At 67.6% G+C, this 25,395-nt stretch carries 20 protein-coding genes; 11 read left to right on the forward strand and 9 right to left on the reverse strand.

Annotation, left to right across the window (positions count from 1 at the left end):
• Positions 1–4: 4 nt before the first annotated feature.
• Entirely contained in the window at positions 5–772 is a 768-nt protein-coding gene (locus tag QHF85_RS01215; RefSeq protein ID WP_281325141.1) for a hypothetical protein, read from the forward strand.
• A gap of 17 nt (positions 773–789) precedes the next feature.
• Here the strand turns inward: QHF85_RS01215 and QHF85_RS01220 are convergent, their stop codons facing one another.
• Positions 790–1,254: a hypothetical protein gene (locus QHF85_RS01220; protein ID WP_281325142.1), complete on the reverse strand. Its 465-nt coding sequence runs from the start codon at positions 1,252–1,254 to the stop codon at positions 790–792.
• A 603-nt stretch (positions 1,255–1,857) separates the two neighbouring features.
• Here QHF85_RS01220 and QHF85_RS01225 point away from each other — a divergent pair.
• From QHF85_RS01225 to QHF85_RS01240, 4 genes are all read left to right on the forward strand, one after another.
• Positions 1,858–4,152 (forward strand): choice-of-anchor J domain-containing protein, encoded by a 2,295-nt coding sequence (locus QHF85_RS01225; protein ID WP_281325143.1) that lies wholly within the window; start codon positions 1,858–1,860, stop codon positions 4,150–4,152.
• A 10-nt stretch (positions 4,153–4,162) separates the two neighbouring features.
• Positions 4,163–5,299, forward strand: a complete 1,137-nt coding sequence (locus QHF85_RS01230) for a vWA domain-containing protein (RefSeq protein WP_281325144.1) — start codon at positions 4,163–4,165, stop codon at positions 5,297–5,299.
• A gap of 44 nt (positions 5,300–5,343) precedes the next feature.
• Positions 5,344–6,438 carry a hypothetical protein gene (locus tag QHF85_RS01235; RefSeq protein ID WP_281325145.1) on the forward strand — a complete coding sequence of 365 codons (1,095 nt, stop codon included), beginning with the start codon at positions 5,344–5,346 and terminating at the stop codon, positions 6,436–6,438.
• Positions 6,439–6,656: 218 nt separating this feature from the next.
• Positions 6,657–7,487 carry a TonB family protein gene (locus tag QHF85_RS01240; RefSeq protein ID WP_281325146.1) on the forward strand — a complete coding sequence of 277 codons (831 nt, stop codon included), beginning with the start codon at positions 6,657–6,659 and terminating at the stop codon, positions 7,485–7,487.
• Between the two features lie 10 nt (positions 7,488–7,497).
• Here the strand turns inward: QHF85_RS01240 and QHF85_RS01245 are convergent, their stop codons facing one another.
• The 3 genes from QHF85_RS01245 to QHF85_RS01255 form a co-directional block, all read right to left on the reverse strand.
• Complete coding sequence (locus tag QHF85_RS01245; protein WP_281325147.1) at positions 7,498–7,965, reverse strand: hypothetical protein; 468 nt, start codon at positions 7,963–7,965, stop codon at positions 7,498–7,500.
• A 240-nt stretch (positions 7,966–8,205) separates the two neighbouring features.
• Positions 8,206–10,125, reverse strand: coding sequence for a hypothetical protein (locus QHF85_RS01250; protein ID WP_281325148.1), 1,920 nt, complete (start codon positions 10,123–10,125; stop codon positions 8,206–8,208).
• Between the two features lie 105 nt (positions 10,126–10,230).
• Positions 10,231–11,241 carry a M23 family metallopeptidase gene (locus QHF85_RS01255; RefSeq protein ID WP_281325149.1) on the reverse strand — a complete coding sequence of 337 codons (1,011 nt, stop codon included), beginning with the start codon at positions 11,239–11,241 and terminating at the stop codon, positions 10,231–10,233.
• Positions 11,242–11,430: 189 nt separating this feature from the next.
• Between QHF85_RS01255 and QHF85_RS01260 the strand changes: the two genes are divergently transcribed.
• From QHF85_RS01260 to QHF85_RS01270, 3 genes are all read left to right on the forward strand, one after another.
• Positions 11,431–12,117 (forward strand): MgtC/SapB family protein, encoded by a 687-nt coding sequence (locus QHF85_RS01260; RefSeq protein WP_281325150.1) that lies wholly within the window; start codon positions 11,431–11,433, stop codon positions 12,115–12,117.
• A 263-nt stretch (positions 12,118–12,380) separates the two neighbouring features.
• Positions 12,381–14,345 (forward strand): PDZ domain-containing protein, encoded by a 1,965-nt coding sequence (locus QHF85_RS01265; RefSeq protein WP_281325151.1) that lies wholly within the window; start codon positions 12,381–12,383, stop codon positions 14,343–14,345.
• 183 nt (positions 14,346–14,528) lie between these two features.
• Entirely contained in the window at positions 14,529–15,572 is a 1,044-nt protein-coding gene (locus QHF85_RS01270) for a GntR family transcriptional regulator (RefSeq protein ID WP_281325152.1), read from the forward strand.
• Positions 15,573–15,739: 167 nt separating this feature from the next.
• Here the strand turns inward: QHF85_RS01270 and QHF85_RS01275 are convergent, their stop codons facing one another.
• The 3 genes from QHF85_RS01275 to QHF85_RS01285 form a co-directional block, all read right to left on the reverse strand.
• The gene (locus QHF85_RS01275) at positions 15,740–16,432 is read right to left on the reverse strand and encodes a hypothetical protein (RefSeq protein ID WP_281325153.1); all 693 of its coding nucleotides are present in this window, start codon (positions 16,430–16,432) and stop codon (positions 15,740–15,742) included.
• A gap of 85 nt (positions 16,433–16,517) precedes the next feature.
• Positions 16,518–17,249 (reverse strand): hypothetical protein, encoded by a 732-nt coding sequence (locus QHF85_RS01280; RefSeq protein WP_281325154.1) that lies wholly within the window; start codon positions 17,247–17,249, stop codon positions 16,518–16,520.
• A gap of 35 nt (positions 17,250–17,284) precedes the next feature.
• Positions 17,285–19,243: a serine/threonine-protein kinase gene (locus tag QHF85_RS01285; protein WP_281325155.1), complete on the reverse strand. Its 1,959-nt coding sequence runs from the start codon at positions 19,241–19,243 to the stop codon at positions 17,285–17,287.
• 300 nt (positions 19,244–19,543) lie between these two features.
• Between QHF85_RS01285 and QHF85_RS01290 the strand changes: the two genes are divergently transcribed.
• Positions 19,544–20,356 (forward strand): calcium-binding protein, encoded by an 813-nt coding sequence (locus QHF85_RS01290; RefSeq protein WP_281325156.1) that lies wholly within the window; start codon positions 19,544–19,546, stop codon positions 20,354–20,356.
• Positions 20,357–20,362: 6 nt separating this feature from the next.
• On the opposite strand, the gene QHF85_RS01295 is transcribed toward QHF85_RS01290, so the two are convergent.
• Together QHF85_RS01295 and QHF85_RS01300 are read right to left on the reverse strand one after the other, a co-directional pair.
• Positions 20,363–22,096 carry a hypothetical protein gene (locus QHF85_RS01295; RefSeq protein WP_281325157.1) on the reverse strand — a complete coding sequence of 578 codons (1,734 nt, stop codon included), beginning with the start codon at positions 22,094–22,096 and terminating at the stop codon, positions 20,363–20,365.
• 83 nt (positions 22,097–22,179) lie between these two features.
• A complete protein-coding gene (locus tag QHF85_RS01300) occupies positions 22,180–22,974 on the reverse strand; it encodes a hypothetical protein (protein ID WP_281325158.1) in 795 nt (264 codons plus the stop codon).
• A gap of 147 nt (positions 22,975–23,121) precedes the next feature.
• Here QHF85_RS01300 and QHF85_RS01305 point away from each other — a divergent pair, with 147 nt between their 5' ends.
• Both QHF85_RS01305 and QHF85_RS01310 read left to right on the forward strand, forming a co-directional pair.
• Positions 23,122–24,366 carry a hypothetical protein gene (locus QHF85_RS01305; protein ID WP_281325159.1) on the forward strand — a complete coding sequence of 415 codons (1,245 nt, stop codon included), beginning with the start codon at positions 23,122–23,124 and terminating at the stop codon, positions 24,364–24,366.
• A 133-nt stretch (positions 24,367–24,499) separates the two neighbouring features.
• Positions 24,500–25,294 carry an energy transducer TonB gene (locus QHF85_RS01310; RefSeq protein WP_281325160.1) on the forward strand — a complete coding sequence of 265 codons (795 nt, stop codon included), beginning with the start codon at positions 24,500–24,502 and terminating at the stop codon, positions 25,292–25,294.
• Positions 25,295–25,395 lie beyond the last annotated feature (101 nt).

Raw genomic sequence — 25,395 nt, forward strand, 5'->3', positions numbered from 1 at the left:
CGCCATGACCCCTCGCCTCCGCATTCCCACCGTCGCCATCGGGATCCTGGTTTCTGCCTGCGATCCCAGCGTCACCGTGAGCGACGCCGGCCAAGGTGGCGCGGGGCCGAGCGGGTCGGGCGGATCGAATGCGGGGTCAACCTTGTCGAGCAGCACGAGCGCGTCGTCGAGCGGCGGCGCGTCGTCGAGCAGCACGAGCGCGTCGTCGAGCAGCTCCGGCGGCGGCTCGTGCGAGACGTGGTGCCTGGCGCACGTAGACTGCCAAGCGGTCTGTCCGTCGCCGTACCCCGACCAGAATTACTGCTGCAAAGCGCCGGGGTGTGTTCTCACGACGGGCGCTTGTCCGTCCCCTTGTGAGCCCGGGCTCCCGTGCGAGCCCGGGACGAAGTGCGAAATGAGTTCGTTCATCGCCCCCCTCGCGTGCTTTCGCGATTGCGTGTGCAACGCGAGCGGCGTGTACGACTGCCAGCCCCGAGAGTTTGCCCTGTGCCCCGAGGCGCGCCCGACGTGCGGGGACCCGTGCGAATCATCGTCCCCGCTCACCTGCATGTGCAACCCGGTAGCCGGGGGAGGCCCCGTGCCGTGCCTGTGCGAAAGCACGCTGCAAACGTGGCAGTGCTCGACCGGCCCTGGGCCATGCCCCGACCTGGGCCAGGTCAGAAACGGGTCCACGTGCACCGAATTCCCGGTCGGCTTGAAATGCGATATCGGGTATTGCAAGTGCACGGCGATCTGCGGCACGCAGGTCTGGATCTGCCCGCCGATCCTCTAGCAGGCTCACGCCTGTCGCTACTTGCCGTTCAACGCCGTCCGTAGGCGAACGCCGAGCCCGTCGAGCTCCTTCTGATTCCTCTGGTAGTGCTCGTCCGTGGTGACGCACGGACCACGGACGCCGGTGCTATCGATGGTGAAGCGGCCCTTGGGGCAGCGCTGGAGGTCGGCACGAACGAGGATGTCGCTTCCATTCGCGCCGCGGGCGATCGTGACCGTGAAACGCCGGACGAGCGTGGCCGTGGTGTCCTGCACGCGCCCATAGTTCAAGCCGGTATCTTGCCACTGCGTATGCAGGATTCCGAGCTCTTTGTCGACGGTGTCAGGCGCGTACCCCTCGCTCGCCAGTTGCCGGGCGACGACGTCCACAGGGTCGCCGTCTCCCGAGGCAGCGGTGAATTTATAAGGCTGCTGGGGCTGCGGGAGGATGCCGCTGCAAGCCGCGCCGAGGAGCGCGAGGAGCACGAGGGAAAAACGTTTCATGAGGACCTGTTCCCGTGAGATGGCGGCGGAAGATACACGACGTCGGGGACGAGGTTCCAGACTTTCTCGCTGCCCAAGCGGGGGCCGCTGACGTTGGCCGGTGGGGTGGAAGGTTGTCTCATCCACCCCAGAACACCCCACGCCAAGCACGTGCCCCCATGCAGGCCTCCTCGCGTGTCCTGGCGCCGTTCCTCGTCGGCATCCTCCACGCCGTCGACGACGCCTCGGCGACGGCCACCGACTCGTCTCCCTCCTGGCCGGCGCCATGCGCCGAGATCCATTCGGCTTCTGGCTCCACCACGCCTCGCATCCGCACGTTTCGACGGGCGTCACATTCTCGATTTTCGATCGAAGCGCGAGGAGGGCGATCCACCTCCTGCCGCCCGAGGGGTGCGTCGACCGCAACCCCCTTCCGAGCTCACGGCCCCGCCGGCGCGCGCCCGCCGTTGGGTCGCGGCCCCGGCGCTCCACGCGCCGGCGGCAACCCGAAAGCACAAGTCCGTCAAAAAATCAAGTACTGATCATTGCTCAGGGTTCGGAGACGCGGAGCATGGCAAAAATCGGCCCTGCTCCCTGTACCCGCATGGGTTCAAGGTGTGGTACATGGATGACGACGTTATGCTCGGTTGCATCAGAAGCTTTCTTCCGGCTTTTCTCTTCGTCCCGGTGCTCTGGACCGTCGCAGGCTGCGAAGTGGGAGGCGAGTTCCCTGTCGGGGAAGACGCTGGCACCAGCAGCAGCAGCAGCAGCGGCACGGGCGGCAGTGATCTCGGGCCCTGCGGCGTGGACTGTTCGAAGTTCGAGACACCGCAGTGCGCGATCGCCGTGTGCAACACGGGGCAGGTGATCGGCCCGCTGAACACCTGCGTCGTGATCGCCGCACCACAGGGGACCGCGTGCGACGACGGGAAGTTCTGCACGGCGAACGACACCTGCGACGGCGAGGGCACCTGCGTCGGCGGCCCCACGAACCACTGCGGGATCAACCCCTCTCCCTGTTCGTCGGTCATTTGCTACGAGGGCTCGAAGTCCTGCGACGTCGCGCCGGTCAACGACGGGACGGAGTGCACGCCGACCGACCTCTGCCAGATCAACGGCGTATGCAAGCTCGGCGAGTGCATCGGCGAGCCCAAGCCCTGCGGCTTCTCCCCGCAGGCCGAGTGCAACACGGTCTCGTGTGATTCCGCCACGGGCAAGTGCATCGGAAAACCCGACCCCACGAAGGACGACGCCCCGTGCGTGCTCACCGGCGACCTTTGTAACGTCAACCGGAAGTGCTCGGCCGGGCAATGCGTCGGCGGCGTCCCCGTGGATTGCACGGCGCTCGACGTCGGGTGCCAGCGCGGCGAGTGCAACCCCGCGAACGGCCTCTGCGCCCCGAGGCCCGCGCCGGTCGGGACGAGCTGCGCGGAGGGCGTCGCCGAGTGCCAGGTGGGCGCGTGCGACGTGAAAGGCGTGTGCATCCCGTCGCTGGCGGACGATGGCAGCGACTGCAACGACTACAACGCCTGCACCACGGAAAACCAATGCATGGCCGGCGTTTGCGGGGCCGGCGTCCCGGTCTCGAGCTGCTCGACGTACCTCCACGAGGGCTTCGAAACCTGCCCGAGCGGCTGGACCCTCGGCGGCGACTGGGAATGCGGGAAGCCCGAGAACGTGGGTCCGGCCGCGGCCCACATCGGCACGAACTGCATCGGCACGCAGATCGACGACCTCTACCACGTCAACCAGCTCTTCAGCAGCGCCGTCGCGGACTCGCCGACCATCAACCTGACCGGCGCCACGAAGCCGACGCTTTCCTTCTGGGCGTGGGACCACACCGAGGGTGGCACCTTCGACGGCTGGAATCTGAGAGTCAGCAAAGACGGCGGGCAGAGCTTCTCGCTGGTCACGACAGTGACCCCGGCCTACAGCCTGAACATCCTCAGCCAACAAGCATGGGGCGGGAATCACTCGGTGGCAGGCTGGCAGAATTACTCGGCCGACCTGAGCGCCTATGCCGGGCAGTCGATCATCCTGCGCTTCGCCTTCCGCAGCGACGGCGCCGGGGTCTACCCGGGCGTCTATGTCGACGAGGTCGTCGTCGCCGAGCCGCCGCAGATCCCGATGTACATCACCACGACGTCGCCGCTCACGGACGTGTATGCCGGGATGGATTACTCGACGCAGATCACCAAAATCGGCGGATCGAACGACGTGGTGTGGAGCATCAAGCCCGGCGGTCTGAACACGGGCTGGCTGAACATCGATTCGACCGGCCGGCTCTATGGCGCGCCTACGGCGGCGGAGTCGGGGCCGGTGAGCGTCACCGTGAAGGTCCACGAGAACCTGTTGCCCTCGAATTACGCGGAGAAGACGTTCATCTTCACCGTCAAGCCGAACGCGTACTACACGAGCTTCGAGGGCGAGTGCCCGAACGGCTGGACGCTGACCGGCGATTGGCAATGCGGCGTCCCCATGAACGTGGGCCCCGCGGCCGCATACCTGGGGACGCAGTGCCTCGCCACGCAGATCGCCGCCAATTACAGCATCTTGCAGACCTGGGCGGGGACGACCGCCACCTCCCCCGACATCGATCTGACCGGCGCGGCGAGCCCGAAGCTCACGTTCCGGATGTGGCTCCATACCGAGGGTTCGACATGGGATGGCGTCAACCTGAAGGTCAGCACCGACGGGGGGATGAGCTACTCGGTCCTGAACAGCGTCGTGCCCGTCTACCCGCTGACGATCGCGGGCGAGCCCGCGTGGGGTGGTAACCAGAGCGCGTTCGGCTGGCAGCTCTTCCAGGCCGATCTCTCGGCGTACGCGGGTCAGATCATCCGCCTGCGGTTCGGCTTCCAGAGCGATAACGGTACGAACCACCCCGGGGCTTACATCGACGATTTCTTCATCCAATGAGGAGCTGCCCATGAGCCGCCCTGCAAACATCCAACGACTTGCTTTCGTATCAATCACCCTGGTCAGCCTCGCCGCCGCATGGGGGGGCTGCGCCACGTCCAGCACTGGGAACACCACGGAGGGGACGAACAGCACGAGCTCGAGCTCGTCCTCCGGGGAAGGCGGCGCGGGAGGCGCCGGAGGGGACGGCGCGGGAGGCGCCGGGGGTCTCATCGATTTCGACGGGGGCACCGGCGGGGACGACTCCGGCGCGTGCGTCTCGACGAGCGCAGAAGCCCGCCGCATCCCGCTCGACATCATCTTCCTGATCGACCAGTCGGGCAGCATGTCGGGCGCGAAGTGGAACGGGACCAAGGCGGCCTTGTCGACGTTCTTCAACGATCCGGCGTCGCTCGGCATCGGCGCCGGCCTCGTCTACTTCCCGACGAGCGAGCCGTACGACTGCAACCCCACGCACTACGCGCTCCTCGACGTGCCCATCGACGCGCTGCCGACGAACGCGTTTGCCTTGACGAACTCCATGCCCGCCGACGCCACGGGGGTCGGCACACCCACGTACGGGGCGCTCACGGGGGCGCTCTCCGCGGCGACCGCGTACCAGGACACACACCCGACGCACAAGGTCGTCGTCGTCCTCGCCACGGACGGCGAGCCCCTCGGCTGCGAGCCGAAGACGGTCCAAGACATCGCGAATCAGGCCGAGAACGCGCGCGGCTACAACGGGGTTCGTACCTACGTCATCGGCGTGAACGGCTCGCAGATCATGACCCTCAACAAGATCGCGGCCGCGGGCGGGACGGGGGCGGCCTACGACATCACGCAGGACATCAGCCAGTTCGCCGCGAAGATGGCCGAGATTCGCCAGGAGGCGCTCGGGTGCGATTTCGAGATCCCGCCGCCGCCGAACGGCATGGAGCTCGTGCCGGGCGAGGTCAACTTCACCTATATGCCGAAAGGCGTGGGTACGCCGAAGATCCTGCCCCGCGCCGACGATCTCGCCGACTGCAAGGACCTGCCTGGTTGGTACTACGACAGCAACGCCGGTCCCACGAAGATCCTCCTCTGCCCTGCGTCTTGCACCACGGTGCAGGCGGACAGCACCGCGAAGGTCAACGTTCTTTTCGGCTGCAATTCCGTGCTCAACTGAAGCAACAGCGAGCCTTAACCTTAACCCAAGAAGTGTAGGACGATATGCTTGGACGTGATCGCATCTCTTTGGCCTTCGCGCTCGTGACCGCCGTGGCCGCCATGGCCATGGGTTGTGGTGGCGAAGGCGAGAACAACGTGAACGCCGGCGGCGCGGGCGGCACCGGCGGACAGGGCGGCGGCTCCTCCTCGAGCTCCTCGAGCAGCAGCAGCAGCAGCGGCACTGGCGGCGCCGGCGGCGGGGCGGTTTGCCCGACGCACGAGGGCACCGTATTCGCCGTCCGCGAGCTCTTCTTCGGCGAGGGCAACAGCGGCGAGTGGAAGAAGTTCGGCTTCGACGTCGACGGCAAGGTGTCGGCCGGCAATTCGGACGACCTGTGCAAGCCGAACGCGGGTGGTTCGGCGGGGACGGCATACCCCGACGGCGAGGAGGGCATCGACAACTCGTTCGGGAGAAACCTCCTGCCGACGATCCTCTCCATCTATCCGAAATGGGTGACGGACGTCAACACGGGCATCCAGAACGGCAATTTCACCGCGCTGCTCAAGGCGGAGTGCCTGCCTGCGACGGGGGACGCCCCCGTGCTTCTGAGCAAGCTCTTCGGCGGGACGACGCTCGGCGGGGCGCCCAAGTTCGACGGGACGGACAAGTGGCCGATCGAGCCCGGTCTCCTCAGCGATCCCATGGATCCGCAATCGTCGACGATCCACTTCCCGGCCAGCTCGGTGACGGGCACGCTGTATGACTCGGGCAAGAACGTGCAGGTGATCCTCTCGGTCCCGGTGCGTACGCAGACGAAGAGCACGTCGATCAAGCTGACCTTGTATTCGGCGCAGATGAAGATGACGCTCGCGGACGATCGCAAGAGCGCGACGAGCGGCATGATCGGCGGCGTGCTCAATACCGAGGAGTTCGTGGCCGAGATCAAGAAGGTCGGCGACCTGATGGGGCTCTGCGGCAATACGCTGTTCGATGGCCTCGTGACGCAGGTCCGGCAGGCGTCGGACATCATGACCGACGGCACGCAGGATCCGACCAAGACCTGCGACGGCATCTCGATGGGCCTCGGGTTCGACATGTACGAGGCGCAGATTGGCGAGGTCGGGCCGGCGAACGAAGTGGGCTCGGCCTGCCCGTGATGGCGATTCGGGGATAGGGAGTGGTGGGGTGGAGGCTGTTCCCTGCCCCCTGCCCCGCCCCGGAGCCTTGCAGAATTCCCCGTCCTATCCCACCCCCGCGCGGACGATTCACATCCCCCACAGCCGCCCGACGAACCCCGTCGCCGAAAGCGCAGCCTGACGTGTAAGCGCCGGGGGACCCTGCCGGTTGATCGAACCGGTCAGAGATGCGTGAACTCATGAATCGATGGATCGCAGCGGCATGGTTCGTGGCGAGCGTCGCCGCGTGCGCGCCGAAGGAGGGAGCCGCGCCCTCCGAGACCCCCAAGGCCGCGCCTCCCGTGCCCGCCACATCCACGTCCAAGCCATCCGCGCCCGTGGCAAGTCCTGACCCGGTGCGCCGCGAGCGCTGCCTCACGGACCCCCTTCCCCCGGGCGTCGTGCCTTACACGGAAGGCATGAAGCGCCCGGAGCCGGCCGTGGCGCCGCCGATCGAGGGCGAGAGCGACATGTTCTCGCTCACGCCGGAGGACATCGCGAGACCATCGCAGGGAAACCGCATTCGCGCCCGTTGCATCGTCACGACGCAGGGGCAGGCCACGGATTGTATCTTGCTGGAGACCCTCCCGTACATGAGCGAGGCTGCCCTTTCTGCGCTCGCCCACCAGCCGTTCAAGCCGGCCGAATCGAACGGAGCCCCGATCGCCGTCGAGTACGAATTCGCGTGGGCGAAGCGCATTCCGCCCGAGCTCGTGCAAACGCCGCCATGGGCGCGCAACCCGCCCTTCGACTACGCAATCGATCCGCCGCCCCGCAAGATATCAGGCCCCGAAATCCGCCTTTCGCCGCAGGCGCTCTGCAATCAGGTGGAGGGCATGATGGTCGTGCGTTGCACGATCACCGAAGAGGGAGCGGCCGAGGGGTGTCGCGTCTTCAAGACCCTGCCTTACATGGAGCAGGAGGTCGTCCGCGCGCTCGAAGCGAGCCGATTCGAGCCCGTCGAGCGCAATGGCCGTCGCCAGCGGGTCACTCGTACGTTCCCGTTCCATTTCACGCTCCCCGAGCGTTAGCTTGGTTTCCTCAGGGGGTACCGCCGGGGACACCCTCCAGCGTATGACAATTGTGGCACGAGAACCCGTTCGGGTTGGTCTCGTGGTCGAACACCGCGACTTGGAGCAGCTCGGCCATCCGCGGCGAGACCTTGTCGAGCATGAACTGGCTCCATCGCGCGGCTTCTGGATCCTTGACGTATTCGAGGAACGCCTCCTCCGTGCCGGGCAATACGGGGATCTGCGGGCTCGGCATCGTGTAGGTGCCGTCGGTCGCGCCGTTCCCGTGGCAGGTCGCGCAGCTCATGGCCTCGAATTTGGGGTCGAACGCGACGAAGACCTCCTTCATCTCGGGCAGCACGACGTCGTTCATGAAGACGACGCGCTCTTCGAAGCTCATGTCCGCGTAGGCGGTCGGCTCTGCGGCGGGCCCTCCGTCCTCTCCACCGCATGCAGCGACGAACAGACACACGGCCATCGAGATGCGCTTCATGTTCATGTCTCTTCTCCCTGGACCGGGCGTGAAGCCCTGGCTCTGTCTTCACGACGATCGAGGGGTCACGAGATCGACACGGCGGTCGACTTTTTTGAACTGTGCTCCAAGTGGCCGAAATGATTGATACCTACCTGCACCTACCTCCGTGACGCTCACCCGGCTTACGCCCTGCGCGCGCCGCGGACGGTTCGAGCCCGAGCCTGGTGGCCCCCTCGGCCGCCGCCGGCCTGTCTGGAGCCGCACTCACCCACCCCGGCGCCGAAACACCACCGTATTGTCCTGACGAACCCCCCCACCGACGAGCTCCCATTCTCCGTTTCGGGACTCGATCGCCGCCCTCGCCTGGCTCTTCGCGCCGACGACGACCCACGTGGGGTGGAGCTCCGCGAGCCGCGCGAGAAAGGGGTCACGCCCCTCCCAGCGCACGTATTTCAGGTGGTTCGACATCGCGTCGTTCCAGTAGACGCCAAGAAACGCGGAGTCGTCGGTGAACACGACGAGGCTGCCCGGACCGAGCTCGCGCTCGCGTTGCTGCGCGACGATCGGCGGCAAATGATACCCGCCCGAGTATGCGCTCGCGCGCTCCGCCGGCGACATGCGGACGAGCGCGGAGAGCTTTTCGGGCATGGGCTCGAGGCCGAAGAACCACGCGTACCAGGCCCACGGGACGAGCGAGAGGACGAGCGCCGAGGCGACGGCGGCCTCGTGCAGCCGCGCGGATTTCGAGGCGCGCCCTGCGAGCCACGCGATGCACGCGACGGCGAGCGCGACAACGTGAATGTTGAACCGGGCAATGTTGAGGTTCGGGGTGACGCGGAGGAACACGGCGCCGAGGGCCACGAGGACGAGCACGCGCTCGGCGCCGACGTCGGGCTTTTTCGATAAGCGCGCGCGGACGGCGGTGAACGCCGCGACGAGCGCCGCGATCGAGGCGAGCGGGACGACGACCCAGGGGATGGCATACCCGTAATCCCGCGCGATGATGTCCGCGACGCCGCCCGTGGGGTGGTGATACTTGATGCGCGCGATCGTCGCGAGCGGCGGCTCCAGGCTGAGCTGCGCGAGGGTCCCGACGCCGCGGAAATGAACGCCGAGCCGCGCGACGTCGTAATCGACCGGCCAGAGCGGATTGCCGAAAGCGAGCCAGTTGCGGCCGAACGTGAGCGCGGCGGCCCCCGTGAGCACCACCAAGCTCGATACGACGATGAGCCCTGTCGCGCGCGGGCGCGCCTTCGCGTGGCGACCGAGGAGGCTCACGCCGGCGACGAGGGCCATGGGCGGCGCCCAGAGGAGCGAGGCGCTCTTCGAGGCGAGCACGAGCGCGAGGCAACCGGCCGTGATCACGGCGTCGCGCATGCGCGGCGCGGGCCGCGTCGCGAAATGGAGGGCGGCGAGCAAGAAGGCCCCGACGACGATATCGATCATCGACGTCCGGAGCTGGCTCGTCGTGGCGGGCATCAAGAGCACGACCGCAGCCCAGCCCATGCAAGCCACGGGATCGGGGGCATGTCGGCGCGCGAGGAGAAAAACGCCGAGCGCGAGGGCCGGCGCGGCCATCGTGTTGCCAATCTCGACAAAGGTTTTTCCGGTAAAAGCCACGAAAAAGAGCGCGAACGCCTCGGCCCCGCGGGGGTATCCATTGGTGGCCTGGACGACGAGGGTGCGCGGCAGGTCGACCATCTGGAACCCGTGGTTCTGGAGGGCGAACCCGATCATCGGCTCGTGATAAAAGAAGCTGTCCCACGACTCGGAGGGCGCGAGGTAGGTGATCCACGTGGACGCGACGACGGCGAACGCGCAGGCGACGAGGCCAATCACCACGGAGCTCTGCGCGCGCCACGCGAGCACGAGCCCGTCCCAGGGCAGCCGCGCGAGCGAGACGCCAGCGCGCGCGATTTCACGCACGAACGCGCGGGGCGCGCGCCCACGAGCCGAGACCGCGAAGGTCGCCGCCGACACGACGAACGAGAGCGGCGCGAGCGCGCCGGGCGTCAATCGGTTCGTGTACCCGAGCGCGAAGACGGGGACGATGATCAATCCGAAAAAGACCGTGGAGGCGAGCAGGCCAAGCTCGGCGCGGCCCTCGGGTTCTGCGCGGAGCGCGACGCCGAGCGCAGCGAATGCGGCGAACGCGAGCAGCACGCAGAGGAGCAACGAGGCCACGGCGAGTGGGATTACACGAACGACCACGCGGCGCCAAGCGCCTTGTCTTTATCGTCCGCGTTCGGGCGAACGTCGCGGACGTCGTGACCTCCCGCTCGCCGCGAATCAGTGCGCCATGAGCGGCGGCATGGCGTCGAGCCGCTGATCGAGCTCGGCCTTCGCCTTCAGGAAGGCGTATCGCTCGGTTTCGGGAACGGGCGCGACGGGCGGGCGGAGGAGGGTCTCCGCGTCGAAATAGGTCTCCTTGGCGCGCGCGCTGAAGTGCAGATGGGGGCCCGTGGAGCGCCCCGTGCTCCCGACATACCCGATGAGCTGGTGGGCGCGCACTTGATCGCCCACCTGGAGCCCTGGCGCGAACCTGGAGAGATGGGCATAACCGGTCTCGGTCCCATCCGGGTGCAGAATGGCGACCCAGTTGCCATGCGCCCCGTGCGGGCCGACGAAGTTCACGGTGCCTCGATACGACGCATAGACGGGCGTCCCCTGGGGCGCGCCAAAGTCGGTCCCCTGGTGCGGCATCGGCCGGCGCAGGATCGGGTGCATGCGGCGCGGGTTGAAAGGGGACGTCCGGCGCAGCTTGGCGAGGGGCGAACGCCAGCCGGTGGAGCAAGCGCGCGTCCCCGTCGCGTCATAAAACCCGCGCGCGTCGAGCCCTACGAACTCGTAGAACCGAGCCGGCTCGCCGGCGGGCGGTCGATACTCGAGCGCGAGGATATGCGTGTCGCGGCCGCCATCGGCGGCTTCCTTTCCATCGGCCACCAGCCGAATCGTGGCTCCGTCGCGCTGGTCGTCGTCGGGCAAACAACTGCCGAGCACGTCGTCGATTTCGTCGAGAAAAACGTCGTCGAGGGCCCCTTGCGCCGCCACGGGCCCGGGCGATCCCAATACGAGCGCGCCCGCCTGCTCGTGCTCGGGCGTGACGGCCTCGCTCTGCGGCGTCGTCGAGATCGCAGACGGGGCTGACACGGCTCGCGCCCCCGCCGTTCGAGCCCAGTCCTTCTCGAGCGAGACGGTCCAGCAGAAGAATGGAACCCACGCGAGCCCGAGGACCGCCACGCATGCGAGCGCGACGTCGAGCGCGACGGGCGTGCGTCGTGAGGAGTCTGGATCGTGCATCGCCACCGAAGAGCGCGGGTTTTACCAGCGCCACCCGAGGGGTGCAACCCGGAGGCACGACGCCTCCGCTTCCGAGGCTTGCGCCGCCGCTTCACCCGTGCACAATGGGTGTGCGTTGCAGCCATCCACACCGGTCACGACTGCGCCCAGCGCGTCGGGCGCGGGGCCGATTGTCAGGGAGTCGAGGCGATGATCTCCCACGTTCAGATGATCACACGCATCGCCGTGGCCACGGCGCTCGGCGGCGTCATCGGGTACGAACGCGACCGGCATGGCAAGCGCGCGGGCCTGCGAACCCACCTCCTCGTCGCGATGGCATCGGCCACGTTCATGGTCGTGTCCGCCCACTTCGTTTACTTCCAAGGGTATGGGGAGGGCGAGCTCGTCGAGGTCGACGGCTCACGCATCGCGGCGTCCGTCGTGTCCGGAATCGGGTTTCTGGCGGGAGGCGCCATTCTGCGGACCGGGTGGACGATCCAGGGGCTCACGACCGCGGCGGGCCTGTGGCTCGTGACCGCGATAGGTCTCTGCGCAGGCGCGGGCATGCTGCTCGAAGCCGCGATCGTGACGGCCATGGGTGTCGTGGTGCAGACGGTCGTGCGGCGGCTCGAGGGCAAAAGCAACGCGCTCGTCCGGAGGCGCATCGCGGTGGTCCTCGCCGAGGACTCCAAGCAACTCGACAACGTGGAGGCGCTCCTCAAGCAGCTCGGTGGCGTCGTATTCAACATCGAATACGAGCGGCGCCTCGACGAGAAACGGAGGATCACGCTCGCCTTCGACGTGGGTTTTCCCCCGGCGCTCCGCGTGAGCGACCTGATCGAGCGGCTCGAGCGAATCGAGGATGTTCGGCGGGTGCAGGTCGAGAATACGCACTGATTCGTTCCAGCGCTCCCCGCGAAATCTCGATATGCGTCAGGCAGAACGCGCGCGGTGTCACGCGCCTGATACGTTGTCACGTGGCCGTTACACCCTCTGTGACGCGCATGTACCGGCCCTCCCCGAAGACTCTGGATCCGAGCCTCGCGCGCACGCACGAGCGACACCGAGACGGAGGCCCCGCCACGCCACCACGCGCCGGCACGTGCCTTGCTGTATGTCCCGGCATGAATACCAGATTCCACTTCAGAATCGGTCTCATCATGGCTGCCCTGTCGTGTATGACGGGGTGCCCCGATGGGTCTGTCCAGGAGGGGGCCGGACCCGACGGCATCTACTGCGACGCTGAAACTCCCGACAGACACTACTACAGCCTGGATGCGTATTGCTCGATGCCCCAGCTCTGGGCCATCAACAGCCTCACGAAGGATTGCACGGTCGACAATTGCTTCGCGATCAATCAATATTGCCTCGACGAGATGGAGGCCGTCGTCGCGGATATCGTCGAGGGGACGCCGAACTATGGTACGACAGCGGTCAAGAACGCGTTCCTCACGGCGTTGCAGCAGCTCTTCTATGGGCCGATGGCTCGCGAGGTCGGTACCACCGCCGATCCCGAGACCAGCCTCGTCCTGCCGCCGAGCCTCGGGCATGTGGACACCTCCGACCTGTGTTACTCGTCGACCCATAATAGCACGAGCTTTTACCTGGGTCTGATCGATGACATCCCCGAGATTCCGGACATGCCTTACCCCGTCATCGTCGGCTCGGAAGGGTCGTTCCGCAACGAGCGGCACTATCAGTTCGTCCTCGAGCGCCTGAGCGGCATGCGTATCGATTTCGATTCCGACGCCAGCTACAACGCCGCGAACAAGGCCAACAAGAAGCTCATCCTTACCCCGAAGTTCGCCGCCGGAAGCAGCATGTTCGGTCCCGCGCACAAACTCATGCACGAGTTGACACACGGCCTGGGCGGTGACTTCTTCCAAGAGCACCACCTCGGTTCGGTGCACGTGGATGCGAATTGCCCGATCACGGGCACCGAACAATGTGATCAAACCAAGTACAGCGCCTATGGAATGGGGATCCTCACCGAGCACGCGCTGGCCCTGGGGTACCAGAATACCCGCGGTCATATCGAGGACCTCCAAAATGATCCGGTGACCGGCGAGGTGATCGACGTCGGCCCGGATATACGGGCGGCTTGCGACGCTTCCATCAAAAACGCCTACTGGAACTCCTGTGAATGGGCTCAGGAGAAGATCGTCGACGTCTTCACGGAAGACCCCCCGAGCACGTACAATTGCGCGAGCGAAGCCGCGACCTACCTGAGCACGCACGCGGTGAGCGGGACGATCGAGCCCACAAGCTGCCTGATCACCCTCACCACCAGCCTCGACACGATGGTCTGCGGCGACTTCGCCGCCGATACGACCGGCGTCGCCCTCAGCTCGACCACGAACACGGTGACGCTCCCACGGACGATCCACGACGAGCTTCTGAGTGACCCCGCGCTGCTGATCAGCGATGTATACTCTTCGCGCGTGGGTATGAGCGTAACGCAGGACGTCACGGGCGCCGACGTGTTCACATTCACGGACGTTCACGCGTCGTCGCTCGCCTACAAGGCGGGGATCTTGGCCGGCGACAAGCTGACGCACGTGAATGGCGCTCCCCTCACGCTGGCCAGCCTCGCCGTGCACGCGGCCCATCCCGAGCGCGTGGAGAGCTTCACGCTGAGCCGCCCGCTCGTGAGCGGGGGCTGGCAATCGATCACGAGAACCATTCGCGAGGACGGCGGCGGATGCGCCGCGACGTCTGCGGTTCAAGGCGAGCAGGCATTCACGTCGAGCATGGTCGGCTGCGCGGGCACCGTCACGTGGGCGAATCGCGCCAACCTGTGCAAGGACGGCTGGCACGTCTGCAGCGCCGATGAATACGTCGAACGAAACTTCGACGCGCCCGTCACGACGAACGCGCCGACGTATCACTACTGGACCGACGACAACCTCCGGTACTCGGGCACGAATGGCAGCTGCTCGGTCTCCACGAGCTCCGGGACGACCTGCTCGAGCCCGATGCGGGTCTGCGCGCCGACCAGCACCGGCTACGACCCACTGAACAACCAGTGCAACTGGACCAATTGCGGCTACGACGGTAACAACACGAATCGCTACTTCGGTGGTTGCGCCGGGAACCTCACGGCCGGCACGCTGTGCTGCAAGTGAACCTTTGGTAGGACGCTGAACGAGGGCGATCGTGAAACGCGGTCGCCCTGCCCCGCCTCCCTTGGCCACGTTCGATACGATCACGACGCTCACGGTCGACGTCGCCCGCGCAGTACGGGCAACGTGGTTACACGAGCACCTTGCCCCGTGGGATATCCGCCGTGATAGTCTCCGCGTCGGACCATGCCTGCGCGGAAAGTCGAAGCCATCGCGCGACTGCTCAAAGAGCAGATCCTGGCAGGGCGGTACGCGCCCGGCTCGCGGCTGCCGACATACGACGCGTTGATGGAGCAGTTCGGCATCACGCGGCCGACCGTCGTGCGCGTGCTCGACACGCTCCGGGAGGAAGGTCTCCTCACGGTCAAGGGCCAGCGCAAGGTCTTCGTGACGCAGCGATTCCCGCATCACGACCGCTACGTCTGGGTCACGAGCGAGCAGCCTGGCTCGAACGAGTGGTCCCATTTCCTTGCCATCACCCACGAGATCATCGAGCGGGGCGAGAGCGGGATTTCCGGTCAGGTGACCCCGCTCGTGGGCGTGGACGGCCGCGCCAACAACCCCGAGTACCGGCAGCTCTGCGACTTCGAGGCGCGCGGGTCGGCGGCGGGGCTCCTGCTCGTCAACTCCGCGATGATCCATCTGCTCCCGGTGCTGCAGAAGCCCGGGTTGCCCCGCGTCGCGATCGGGGCGTCATTGCCGCACGCAAACCTGGTCACGCTCGACTTTGCGGGGCTCATCGAACGCGCATCGGCTCGCTTGCTCGAGAAAGGGCGGCGGCTCGCCGTGATGTCGCCTCACGCGCCGAAGCTCGCCGCGGCCCAGGAGTGCCTGGAGGGGTTCGGCGTTCCGGCCGATCGGGTGCTCACGTTGCACGCGGCGCCCATTGGGTGCGAGCGCTTGACCGAGCTGATGTTCGATCGAAGGAGCCGGCCCGACGCGATTTTCGTGATGGACGACAACCTCGTCCCGCCGCTGCTCGCGGGGCTCCGGCGCGCGAAGGTGAAGGCCGGCGAGGACGTTTACGTGCTCGCCCATTGCAATTGGCCGAGGCCGCTCGGCATGGCGGAGGGCGTGGAGCACCTCGGCTTCGACGTCAGGGAGGTCCTCTGCGCGGGCAAGGACCTCATCGATGCGCACCGGGCGGGGGAAGCGTGTCCGCCGCGCCTCATTCCAGCTCGTTTTCTGGAAGAGCTGGCGCACGGGTCGGGCTCGCCCCAGTCGTTGTGATAGCGGCAGTACGGCGTCAGCGCTCCGCATTGGACCAGCGCACGGCGCGCCTCGCCGGGATCGTGCAGGGCGCCCGCGCTGCTCATCGAGGGCGCCGCGCGAGCCTGCGTTCTCCCGCGCGCCGCACGCATGGGCGCGAGGAGAGCGCACGACCACCGCCCCTCGCCCTACTTCAGCGACGGATCGCCGCCACGCCAGTCGCTGAATGCGCCGCGCTCCCGTCGACACTCCACGATCACGACGCGTTTGTTCGCATCGGAAGACGTGCCCCACTGCGCGGGCATGAAGAGGGCGCCGGTGCCTTCGCCGCAAGCGCTCAAAATCTGCGGTCGAATCGCTTCGACTTCCTTGGGGCCCTTGGCTGCGGGCGCCTCGGGGCACGACGTAAAATACCATCCACGCTTCGGCTGCGAGATCGTCGGGTCGGTCCAGCCCGCCGGCGTGGCGCGGCTCTCGACCGAGACCTGTCGAACGCCACAAGCGGTGACGCTCGCCGATTCGAATTCGACGAACTTCCGCTCGCACTGTGCCCGCATCTCGGCGGCCGAAAGCTCGCCTTTCGAGGTGGCGAGCTTCGCCTCGGAAGAATCGCGGGCGAACGTCTTCCAGGCGTGCATCTCACCCGGAGGGACGTCACCACCGCACGCCCAGAGCTTCTTTCTCGCCTCGCCGCGCGCCTTCACGTCGGCCTCGGTCTGGAGATCCACCGGCACGGCGGCGCTCATGGCCGCCTCGAACTCGGCGAGCCTGGCATTCGCCATATCCGGATCCGGGGAGCGGGCGCTGCCACCCAGCATCCCTGCACAGCCGGTTACGAGCAGGACCAGCGCGTTTGTCACGATCAACGCCCCGTATTTCATGGGGATCGGCTATGCCGGGCGCCATCGCCTGTCAAGCGCGAAGGAGTGCGCATTCATACGCCAATGACGATTCTACGAAAAATCTTCACTCATCGCCTTTTTTCGCGGGACCCAGGCCGAACACGCGCTCGTGGCGCGCGCTCACGTGACAGCCCATGCACGACGCGACGCGCCCTGCGGACGTCACCTCCCCTTCGGGTGTCACCGTTCCATAGACCCACCCTGTATCCGTGCCCGGCGTTCCCGGCGCGACCTTGAGCACGACATAGGCCCCGGCGAGGCGCGAGGCCACGTAGATTCGATCGCCGACCCGCGCATACGGATTGAAATGGTCCTCCTTCATGGTTTTTTCCTGGAGGTAGGAGAGGTCTTCCGGGGTCTTCGCCTTGTCCAAAAGCTCGGGGTGATAGCTCTCCTTGACGAGGATCTGCCCCACCGGCTGGGGCACGGGCGCGTCCGTATGGACCATCGGATAGCTGTGCTGCTCCTTGACGAACACCGAATAAAGCTTGCGCGCGTGGCCGCCGTCCTCCGCGCCGCTCATGCGCGCGCGGCCGGGCTCGGGCATGCGGCAGAGCCAGGGCGCCCAGCGCAGCTCGTCGTCGGCGCGACCCCAGGCCTTGTAATCGCGAAACGCAGCGGCGACGAGCGGGACGAACCGGGGATCGATTTCGGTCGAGGGACCCGGCGCGGCCGAGGGGTTTGCCGCGGCCGGCGGCGTCCGAGCTTCTTGGCTGTCGTTGGCCGGCGTGACGGGCTCGTCGAGGGGGCGGGTGCACGCGGGCGCGAGGGCGAGAAGGAGCACGTAAGGGCGCATCGGGCTCGATGATACGTGCGCGGCGCGTGGAAGATCTATGCCTCCGCCCGACGCCCGTCACACGCGTGGCGCGCCGCGGCCGCGTCCTCGGAGGCGAACGCCAGGATGCGCGCGCGGTCGGGCAGGAGGGCCTCGAGCTGCCAGGTGAGCACCCGCGCCTGCTCCTGCGCCTTGCGCTGCGCCAGGCGGCTGCGCCCGACGAGCAACGAGGTGCCGCCCGTGCCCAGGATCAAGCTCGCCGCCATGACGATCAGCGTGTCGTGAAAGCCGAGCTTCGCGCAGGGCAGGAGGAGCTCGACGGTGTCGCCGTGGACCACGTAACTCGGCGAAACGAGGCCGAGCGGCTCGATCAGAAAGCAAGCGACGATGCTCAGCACGCCGAGCGCGACGAGCACCCGCCTGCGCGGCGTGCTCGACTGCAACGCGAAGCCGATCGTGTTGAGGCCGAGGAAAAACGGCGTGATGAGGAGGGGGACGAGCAACCGGCCCGCCACGATCCACGCCACCGCAGTGAGCACGAAGCTGCCGTACCACGCAGGCGCGGCGAGCGTGCGTCGCCACCACATGACGAACTTGGTCGCGCTCGCGAAGAGCATGAGGCCGACGCAGCTGAGCACCGGGCCGAGGAGCGCGGCGCCGCGCGCGAAGGCGAGCGCGAGAAACGCCATCGATGCCACGCCCTGCGCCGCCCCCACGAAGAGCAGGCGCGCGAAGAGGTCGCGGTTCTCCTCGTCGTCGAGTTTGTCACGAACGACCGCGGGCACCTCGCGGGGCGGCTCCTTGAGCACGCGCGCGACGACCGTGAGGGCCGCCTCGTTCGACGGATCGAGCGCGAGCGCCCGCCCGGCCTCGTGCAGCGCTTCCTTGCGCGCCCCCATGTCGCCCGCGCCGGAGAGCGCGCGCGCCGCCGCCTGCCCGGCCGCCTCGGCGTGTTTGTCCGCGAGCGCGCGGCGCAGCGCAACGTCGCGATCGCCGGCGAGATAACGCTCGACGGCCTCGTGCAGGCCCCGCGCGCTCGGATGGCGGTTCGCCGGATCGAGCGCCGTCGCGCGCACGCAGATCTCGTCGAGCTCGGGCGGCACGTCGCGGCCGGGGCACCGCTCGGAGGGGCGATTGCCGGCGAGGCCTCGGGCCATGCTGAGGAGCATCTCGACCGGATCCTCCGAGCGCGGGTGCAGGGGTTCGAGCGTGAGGATCTCGAACAGAATGGCGCCGAGCGCATAGACGTCGCTACGGACGTCGACGAGATCGAGTTTGCCGCGCGCTTGCTCGGGCGCCATGTACCCGAGCGTGCCCACGATGCGCCCGTCCTGCGTGGCGGCGAGGCCGGGCGCGGCGACGACGTCGAGCGAGCGCTCCGGCTCGGGCGCGCCGCGCACCCGGGCAATGCCCCAGTCGAGCACGTACACCTCGCCGAAATCGCCGATCATGATGTTGGCCGGCTTGAGGTCGCGGTGGAGTACGCCGCGGGCGTGCGCGAAATCGACAGCGAGGCAAACCGCTGTAAAAATGCCGAGCAGCTTGTGGCGCGTGTACGTGGCGAGGGCGCGCTCGTCGCCCGCGGCGAGGTCTTTGAGGACCTGCCGGAGCGTCTGTCCGCGCAGGCATTTCATGGTGAAGTATACCTCGCCGCCCTCGCGCACGCCGATGTCGTAGACGGGGACGATGGAGGGGTGTTCGAGCTGGCCCTGCACGCGCGCCTCGCGCAGGAAGCGCTCGCGTGCGTCGCGCCCGCGCCCGGGAAGGAGCGTCTTTCGGGCGACCTCGCGCCCGATCCACGCGTCCTTGCAGAGCCGGACCTCGCCCATTCCGCCGCGCCCGAGCAGCTTGCGTGGCGCATACCGGTGCTCCTCGGCCACGCCTTCGAGGGCGGCGCGCGCCGGATCGACGGGCTCCACGGCTTGCGCGGTTTCGCTTACGCCGTGCCGGGGGCGATCGATCGTCGGGGAAGGGAAATCGAAATCGGTGGGCTCTTCCGGCGCACGCTGCGGCATGGAGAGAGCAGAACGGCTCGGGAGGGCTCCGTCAAGCGAGCGGAATTCGCCGCCATGGCTGAAAAAACCGCGCTTTGCTTCACGTGCGGAGGGCTCGTTGCGGTGGATTCATCATTTTCGCGCAATGCTTCAGGGCTCCGACGATGTAACCCACGGCCCACATGTGCCATAGGTGCCACAATGAGCCGATGCAGGCCTCCTATTTGGCTCAACAGGGAACAGGCATCCTAAATTCAGCAATTTGAGTCGCGCAAATGCATGGCACGAGCGTTGCCATGTAGAGACGACGGAGAACCCAACATGACCCACTTTGTCGCTTCCCTGGCTCATCGCGCTCGTCTCTTCGTCTCGCTCGTCGGCCTCGCGGCCGCGGGCCTCATGCCCGCGTGCGCCGTCGACGTCGACGACGGCGGCAGCGACGAGGGCGCGAAGGCGGCCGAGGAGGATCCCTGCACGATCGGCGAACAGCGCGAATGCGAAATTCCCGATTCGGTGAACATGCCCCCCGGGCAGCAGACCTGCATCGTGCCGGATACCGAGGGCGCGGAGCCCGCGTGGGGCCCGTGCGAGCTTTCGTCCTCCACCACGTCCACGCCCCTCGTGCTGTCGTTCGACGGCGGCCCCGTCGTCTTCTCCGCGGACGCGACGGCCTCGTTCGATCTCACGGGCGGCGAAAAGAGCATCGTGACCGACTGGCCGGCGGCCGCGACGCCGTGGCTCGCACTCGACCGGAACCACAATGGCGCTATCGATGACGGCGGCGAGCTCTTCGGATCGGCCACCGTGCTCGCGAACGGCGCGCGCGCGAAGAACGGGTTCGCGGCGCTCGCAGAGCTCGACTCCAATGGCGACGGCCGCGTCTCGGCCGAGGACGCGGCGTGGAACGAGCTCCAGGTGTGGAGCGATCGAAATGGCAATCGCGTCTCCGAGGCTTCCGAGCTCGCTCCGGTCTCGTCGTTCGGGCTCGTGTCGATCGAGCTTTCAAATACGCTCGTGCCGCTCTGCGACGCGCGCGGAAACTGCGAGGGCGAGCGCGCCTCGCTGCGCTTCATGGCGGAAGGCGGCCGCGAGCAGCGCGGCGCGGTGATCGACGTGTACCTCGCGCACCGCTGAGAAGCGCTACGGAGGCGACGCGTCGGGCGCGGCGAATCGGCTGAGGATCGCAGGCGCGTCGCCCACGGAGATCACGACGATCTCGTCATCACCCGTGGCGATGGCGATCCGATCGGCGGCGGGGCTGAATGCGGCCGCGTGAATCATCGCGTTGATCCGGCAGAGCGGCTTCTCGCCGTCGCTGACCACCCCGGTGGCGTGGAGGAATCGAAACCGATTCTGCGGGGTCAAACCCATCGCCGTTGCCATTTCTCCGGCGTCGGCTACATCATGCACATCGGGGCCATCGGGGGACACGTGCACAACGAGGTCGTCCGCGTGGGCATCGGACTGCATGACAGGGTCGAGCTGCGGGATTCCCGTGTCCAGGTCGAGGACGGCCGTGCTGTCCCACTCGCCCACCCAGGCGAAGCGGCCGTCGCGCGTGCTCGCCAGCACCGCGGGCCGATCCTCGCCCCATCGAAGAGGCGCAGGTCGGACGGGCGACGCCTGCGATGCGCCGTCGCCGGCGACGCTGCCGACCACGAGGTCCTCCGGCTGGTCGTGCTCGAGCAATCGCTCTGGCATGTCCGCGGGATAGGTATCGAGATATTCTCTCGTATCGAGGTCGAGCACGGCCACGCTCGCGCGGCCTGAGACGGCGTCCCAGTACTCGTCCTTCCCAAACCAATCCCACGCGTTTCGGATCCACTGCGCCATGCGCAAGCGCGAGCCATGCACGCTGGTGGCGATTCGACCACACGAGGGGACGTGCGCGAGCACGTCACCGCGCGTGGTGACGAGCCACGATCCGTGGGGCCGCTGCACGAAGAGCTGCTCGTCGTCGACGAAGAAGAGGCCCGCGACGTCGGTCCTGACATCCTCCGGCAAGCAGCCCGGCGCGCCCACGAGGCGCACGGGCGACGAAATCGGCTTTGGCGCGGGCCACGGGGGCGTCGCCGCGGGTGGGGCCACGGTCGCTTGCACGAGGGCCTCGAACAGCTCCTGCACCGTGCGCTGCTGGCTCATCAGAAGGATCGGCGGCGGCGATTGCTCGACGAGCTTTCGCTGGCTCTGCGCCGCGAGCACAAATGCGCGCCAGGCCTCGTTGAGCGGGCCGATCCACGGGTCGATCATGGCCGGACCGAGATCGGCGTAAAACGGACGCATCCCCGGCGGCGGCACCGGGATGGCGCTCGTGACGACCTCCGCGACGAGCGCCGGGTCGGCCCCCGCGCGCACGAGCGCCGCCTCCAGCGCGGAGGGGCCCGTCGCGTCGGCATTCTCGTGCGTATCCATGCCTTCGGCCGGGCGGACGGTGTCGCCGTCGAGCCAAGCTTCGCAGCGCGCGATCGCTCGAACCTGATCGGCCGACAAACGCAGCACGTCGGCCACGAGGGGCGCGAGCGCAGGGTGCAGGACACCCGCCACGAGCACGTGGCCATGACGACGCTCGCGCAGCACGGGCGTGGAGCAGAGGACGCCGCACTTCTCGCACGTCTCGCCCGCGTGCTCCTCCCCGCACAACGCGCCGCACGCGCAGCGAAACCGGCTCACGGGCCCGAAGATGCGCTGGCAGAAAATGCCGCCCCGGGCCGGCCGCCGCCCGCTGTTCGACCAGCGCCGCGCGAGGTCGATGCTGGTCACCTGTCCGTGCGAGCGAATGTCCTCGGGCGCCGTAGGATCGAGGAGGTTTTTCCGGACCCATTGAAGGTCCGCCACGACGTCCGAGGGAGAGAAAAACCGATCTCGAAGAGACATGTGCGCGAACCTCGTTCGAGGCACGTACGCGACCTTCCAAACCGAGTCAATGGGCGAATCGCGCGTCGCCGCCGCGCCGCGGTTCAGGCCGGAATCCGCGCCGGTTCACCGCCGAAGCGGGCACGCAGGCGCGCGTGGCGATGGGTAAATACCCCGGTGACGAGCAGCCGAGAAGGTCGCCCGAGAGCACCCCATCGCGGGGTGAAGCGCAGACGGTCGGTCAATCGCGCGCGGGCGCCGGAGCCGACCGGTTCGAGGGTGCGCTCGTGCACCCAGGCGAGCTGCGTCCCCATCGAGGACGTCTCGAGAAAGCCGCGGCCCGATTCGAGGCGCGAAAAACAGAGGTCGTCGTATTCGACGGGCAGAAGGCCGCCGAGGAGGAGCCAGCTCCGAAAGAGCGATTTGCCGAGCGGTACGCCTTCGTCGAGCCGGTTCGAGGTGCCGGGAGCCGTGCTCATCTTCAGCCACGGGCCGAGCTCGTCATTGACGCCCTCGAAGGTGGCGACCCGCTCCCAGATCCGCGCGGGCGACGCGTCGAGATCGGAGGCCACGACGACCTCGAAGGTAGAGCAAAAGCCCGGGACGGGCAGGAGAAACTCCGGCTCGACGCGCAGATCATGGCCGGCGCCGCCGAAGCGGGGCTCGACCTCGCGGCTGACATCGAGGATCCATTGACCCTCGCGGGTCTGCTCCACGAGCGGGAAGGTGCGGGCGAGGCAGAATCGCAAGACGGCCTGCAATTCAGCAGGGAGGCGTTCGGTCCCCGGAGGCAGGACGGCAAGCAGGGCCCAGCCGGAGGGATGCAAGGTGGGGGGCGTGTGCTGGAAGAGAGGCATGGAAATGGATGCGCCTTGACGCGTCTCGCGGACGTTTATCATCGAATCTTCGTCGATCCAACCGGAATCGCCGCGGCGGGGCCGCCGAGCGTGGGGCAGAATTTAATCGGCTTTAACGTGCGTGGCGGACGCCGCGTGGCCACCCTGGGCGCGCCTGCTCGATCGGGGCGGGCGAACGAAGGAGACATCATGTTCGAGATCGTGGGCGCCTGTGGACGCGCAATCGCGGCAGGCGCAATCGTGGTCGCCGTCGCGGCGTGCGGGAGCGAGGTCGAGGTCGATACGACGGGCGCGGGGGGCGGGAGCAGCACGTCCAGCGCCTCCAGCGGCGACGCGAGCGTGTCGTCGTCGAGCGCCGGCGGCAGCGGCGGCAGCGGCGGCAGCGGAGGCCTCCCCGCGCCCACCTGCGCGAAGGGCGAGGCCGCGATCCTCGCGGCGCTCGCCTGGCAAAACGGAAAGGTCGTCGTGAATCACGAGGGCACGTGGACCGAGGGCGCCCCTTCCCTTGCAGGCGCGTATGCGGTGACGACGTACGTGGACGTCTACAATCACCTCGGCGTGTTCTGGACCGAGCAGATAGACGCCTGGCGGAGCCATTTCGCGACGACCTCCGACGGGACGAGCTTCGACGTCCACGATGCCCACGGCTGGTTCCCGCAGGCGTGGAGCCCGCTCGTCACGGTGGGGCGCTCCTTGCTCCTGGGCAATGCCGGTGAAGGGTCGGTCCTCGCCTATTTCGATCCGGACGCGTTCGATTGGCATCCCTATCCCGATCCGGCGCCCTTCGACGTGACTTCGGCTGTCATCCGGGAGGCGGCGGGCACCGTCCTCGGGGTCGGTCTCGGCCCTTTGCACGATCTCTGCGATACGGAGATCTTCTGGGCGGATGGCGGTAGCTGGACGGATCCGCATTGTCGCGACGACGTCGAGGTGTTCATGGGCAACGAGATCCCCGTCGCGCCTCCACGCGCCGTCGCGCTGCCGAACGGCGATGTGGTCGTCGTGTACCACGAAAGCTACGTGAAACTCGCGGCGACGATGAACCACGCGGGAATCTGGTCCGCGCCGGAAAGCATCACCTTGCCGGAGCAGGGCCTCGATGTCGCGCTCACCACGACCCCCGGGGGCGACGTGATCGTGGGCGTCCCCGGGACGTCGGGCGGCGTCTTCGCGCTGCGCTACGGGCCCGGCGTGGGCTGGGGCGAGCCTTTCCCGATCGGCACGACGTCCTCTTCCACGTCGCCGATCAGCGCGGCGCCCGGCATTTGCGGAGATGACGCGCTGATCGCCTACGTCGACGGCGGGATCGACGGCGAGGTTCGCGTCGCGCGCATTCGAGGCGACGCGGCCGAAGTGAGCACGGTCGAATGGTTCACGGAGGACGTGCCAAATTCCATCAGCATCACCACGCGGCGGCCGGATCCCTCGCCCTGAATCGTCGTACCACCTCCCTGCGCAGATCGCGCAACGGGCTTGCGCAAATTGCGCAACGAGCAACCTGAACCTGGCGCTGCGGCCGTTTGTCGTGCAGACTGAGCTGGCCCGGGGCTTGCATCGGGGAGATCTCGTGGAGGAGGGAGCTCTGCACGTCGGCTGGTTGGTTGCGGCGGCCGCCGCTCATGTGGCGCTGTTCGGCGCGGGATACCTGCGCGACGAGAGCGGGGCCGTCCTGCGCGAAATGCGCATGGCGATCCGGGCCGAGCTCGACGCGTTCGAGGTCCCGATCGAGCCGCCCCCTCCCCCGCCCGAGAAGCCGGAGCCCGAGACGCCGGAGCCGCCCCCGCCCCAGCCCGCGGCCATGCAGGCGCCGCGGCCTCTGCCAAAGGATCCACCCGATATCCCGCCGAAGGAGGCCCCCCCGGAGGAGGCCCCCGAAACACCGACGCCGCTCCCCATGGAGGCGCCGCCGGTGCTGGTGCAAGAGGGTTTGTCGGACCCATTGGCCGTCGCGTTCGTGACCGGCAACGGCAATGGCGCCGGATTGGTCTCGACGTTTGGCACCGGGTTTCATCCGGTACGCTGGCCGCCCGGGGGTGTTCGTACCGCGGCGCCCCCCCGCCCACCGCCGCCGGAGCCCGATCGATCCCGATCGGCGTCGCTTTACGGCGACCGCGCGTGGGATTGCGATTTCCCGCCCGAAGCCGACGTGGCCGGGGTCCGGGAGGCGGTGGTGACGCTGCGGATCCTCGTGCGCGCGGACGGCCGCGCGCAGAAGGTCGAGGTGGTGTCCGATCCCGGATACGGCTTCGGGGCCCAGGCCCGCTACTGCGCGTACGAGCACCGCTACAGACCAGCGCTGGATCGCGCGGGGCAGCCGATTCAAGCGTCGCTCGGGCCGGTCCGGATCCGGTTCACCCGCTGAGAACCTCGGCGCTCGTGAAGCGCCGCCATGAGCACGAGATTGCGGCGGTGTTCGGCTTGGCCAAACCCGACCGGGAATGGAAAGAGGACATCGAGAGGCGA

The sequence above is a fragment of the Polyangium sp. 6x1 genome (assembly GCF_029946515.1).
Classification (GTDB): Bacteria; Myxococcota_A; Polyangia; order Polyangiales; family Polyangiaceae; genus Polyangium.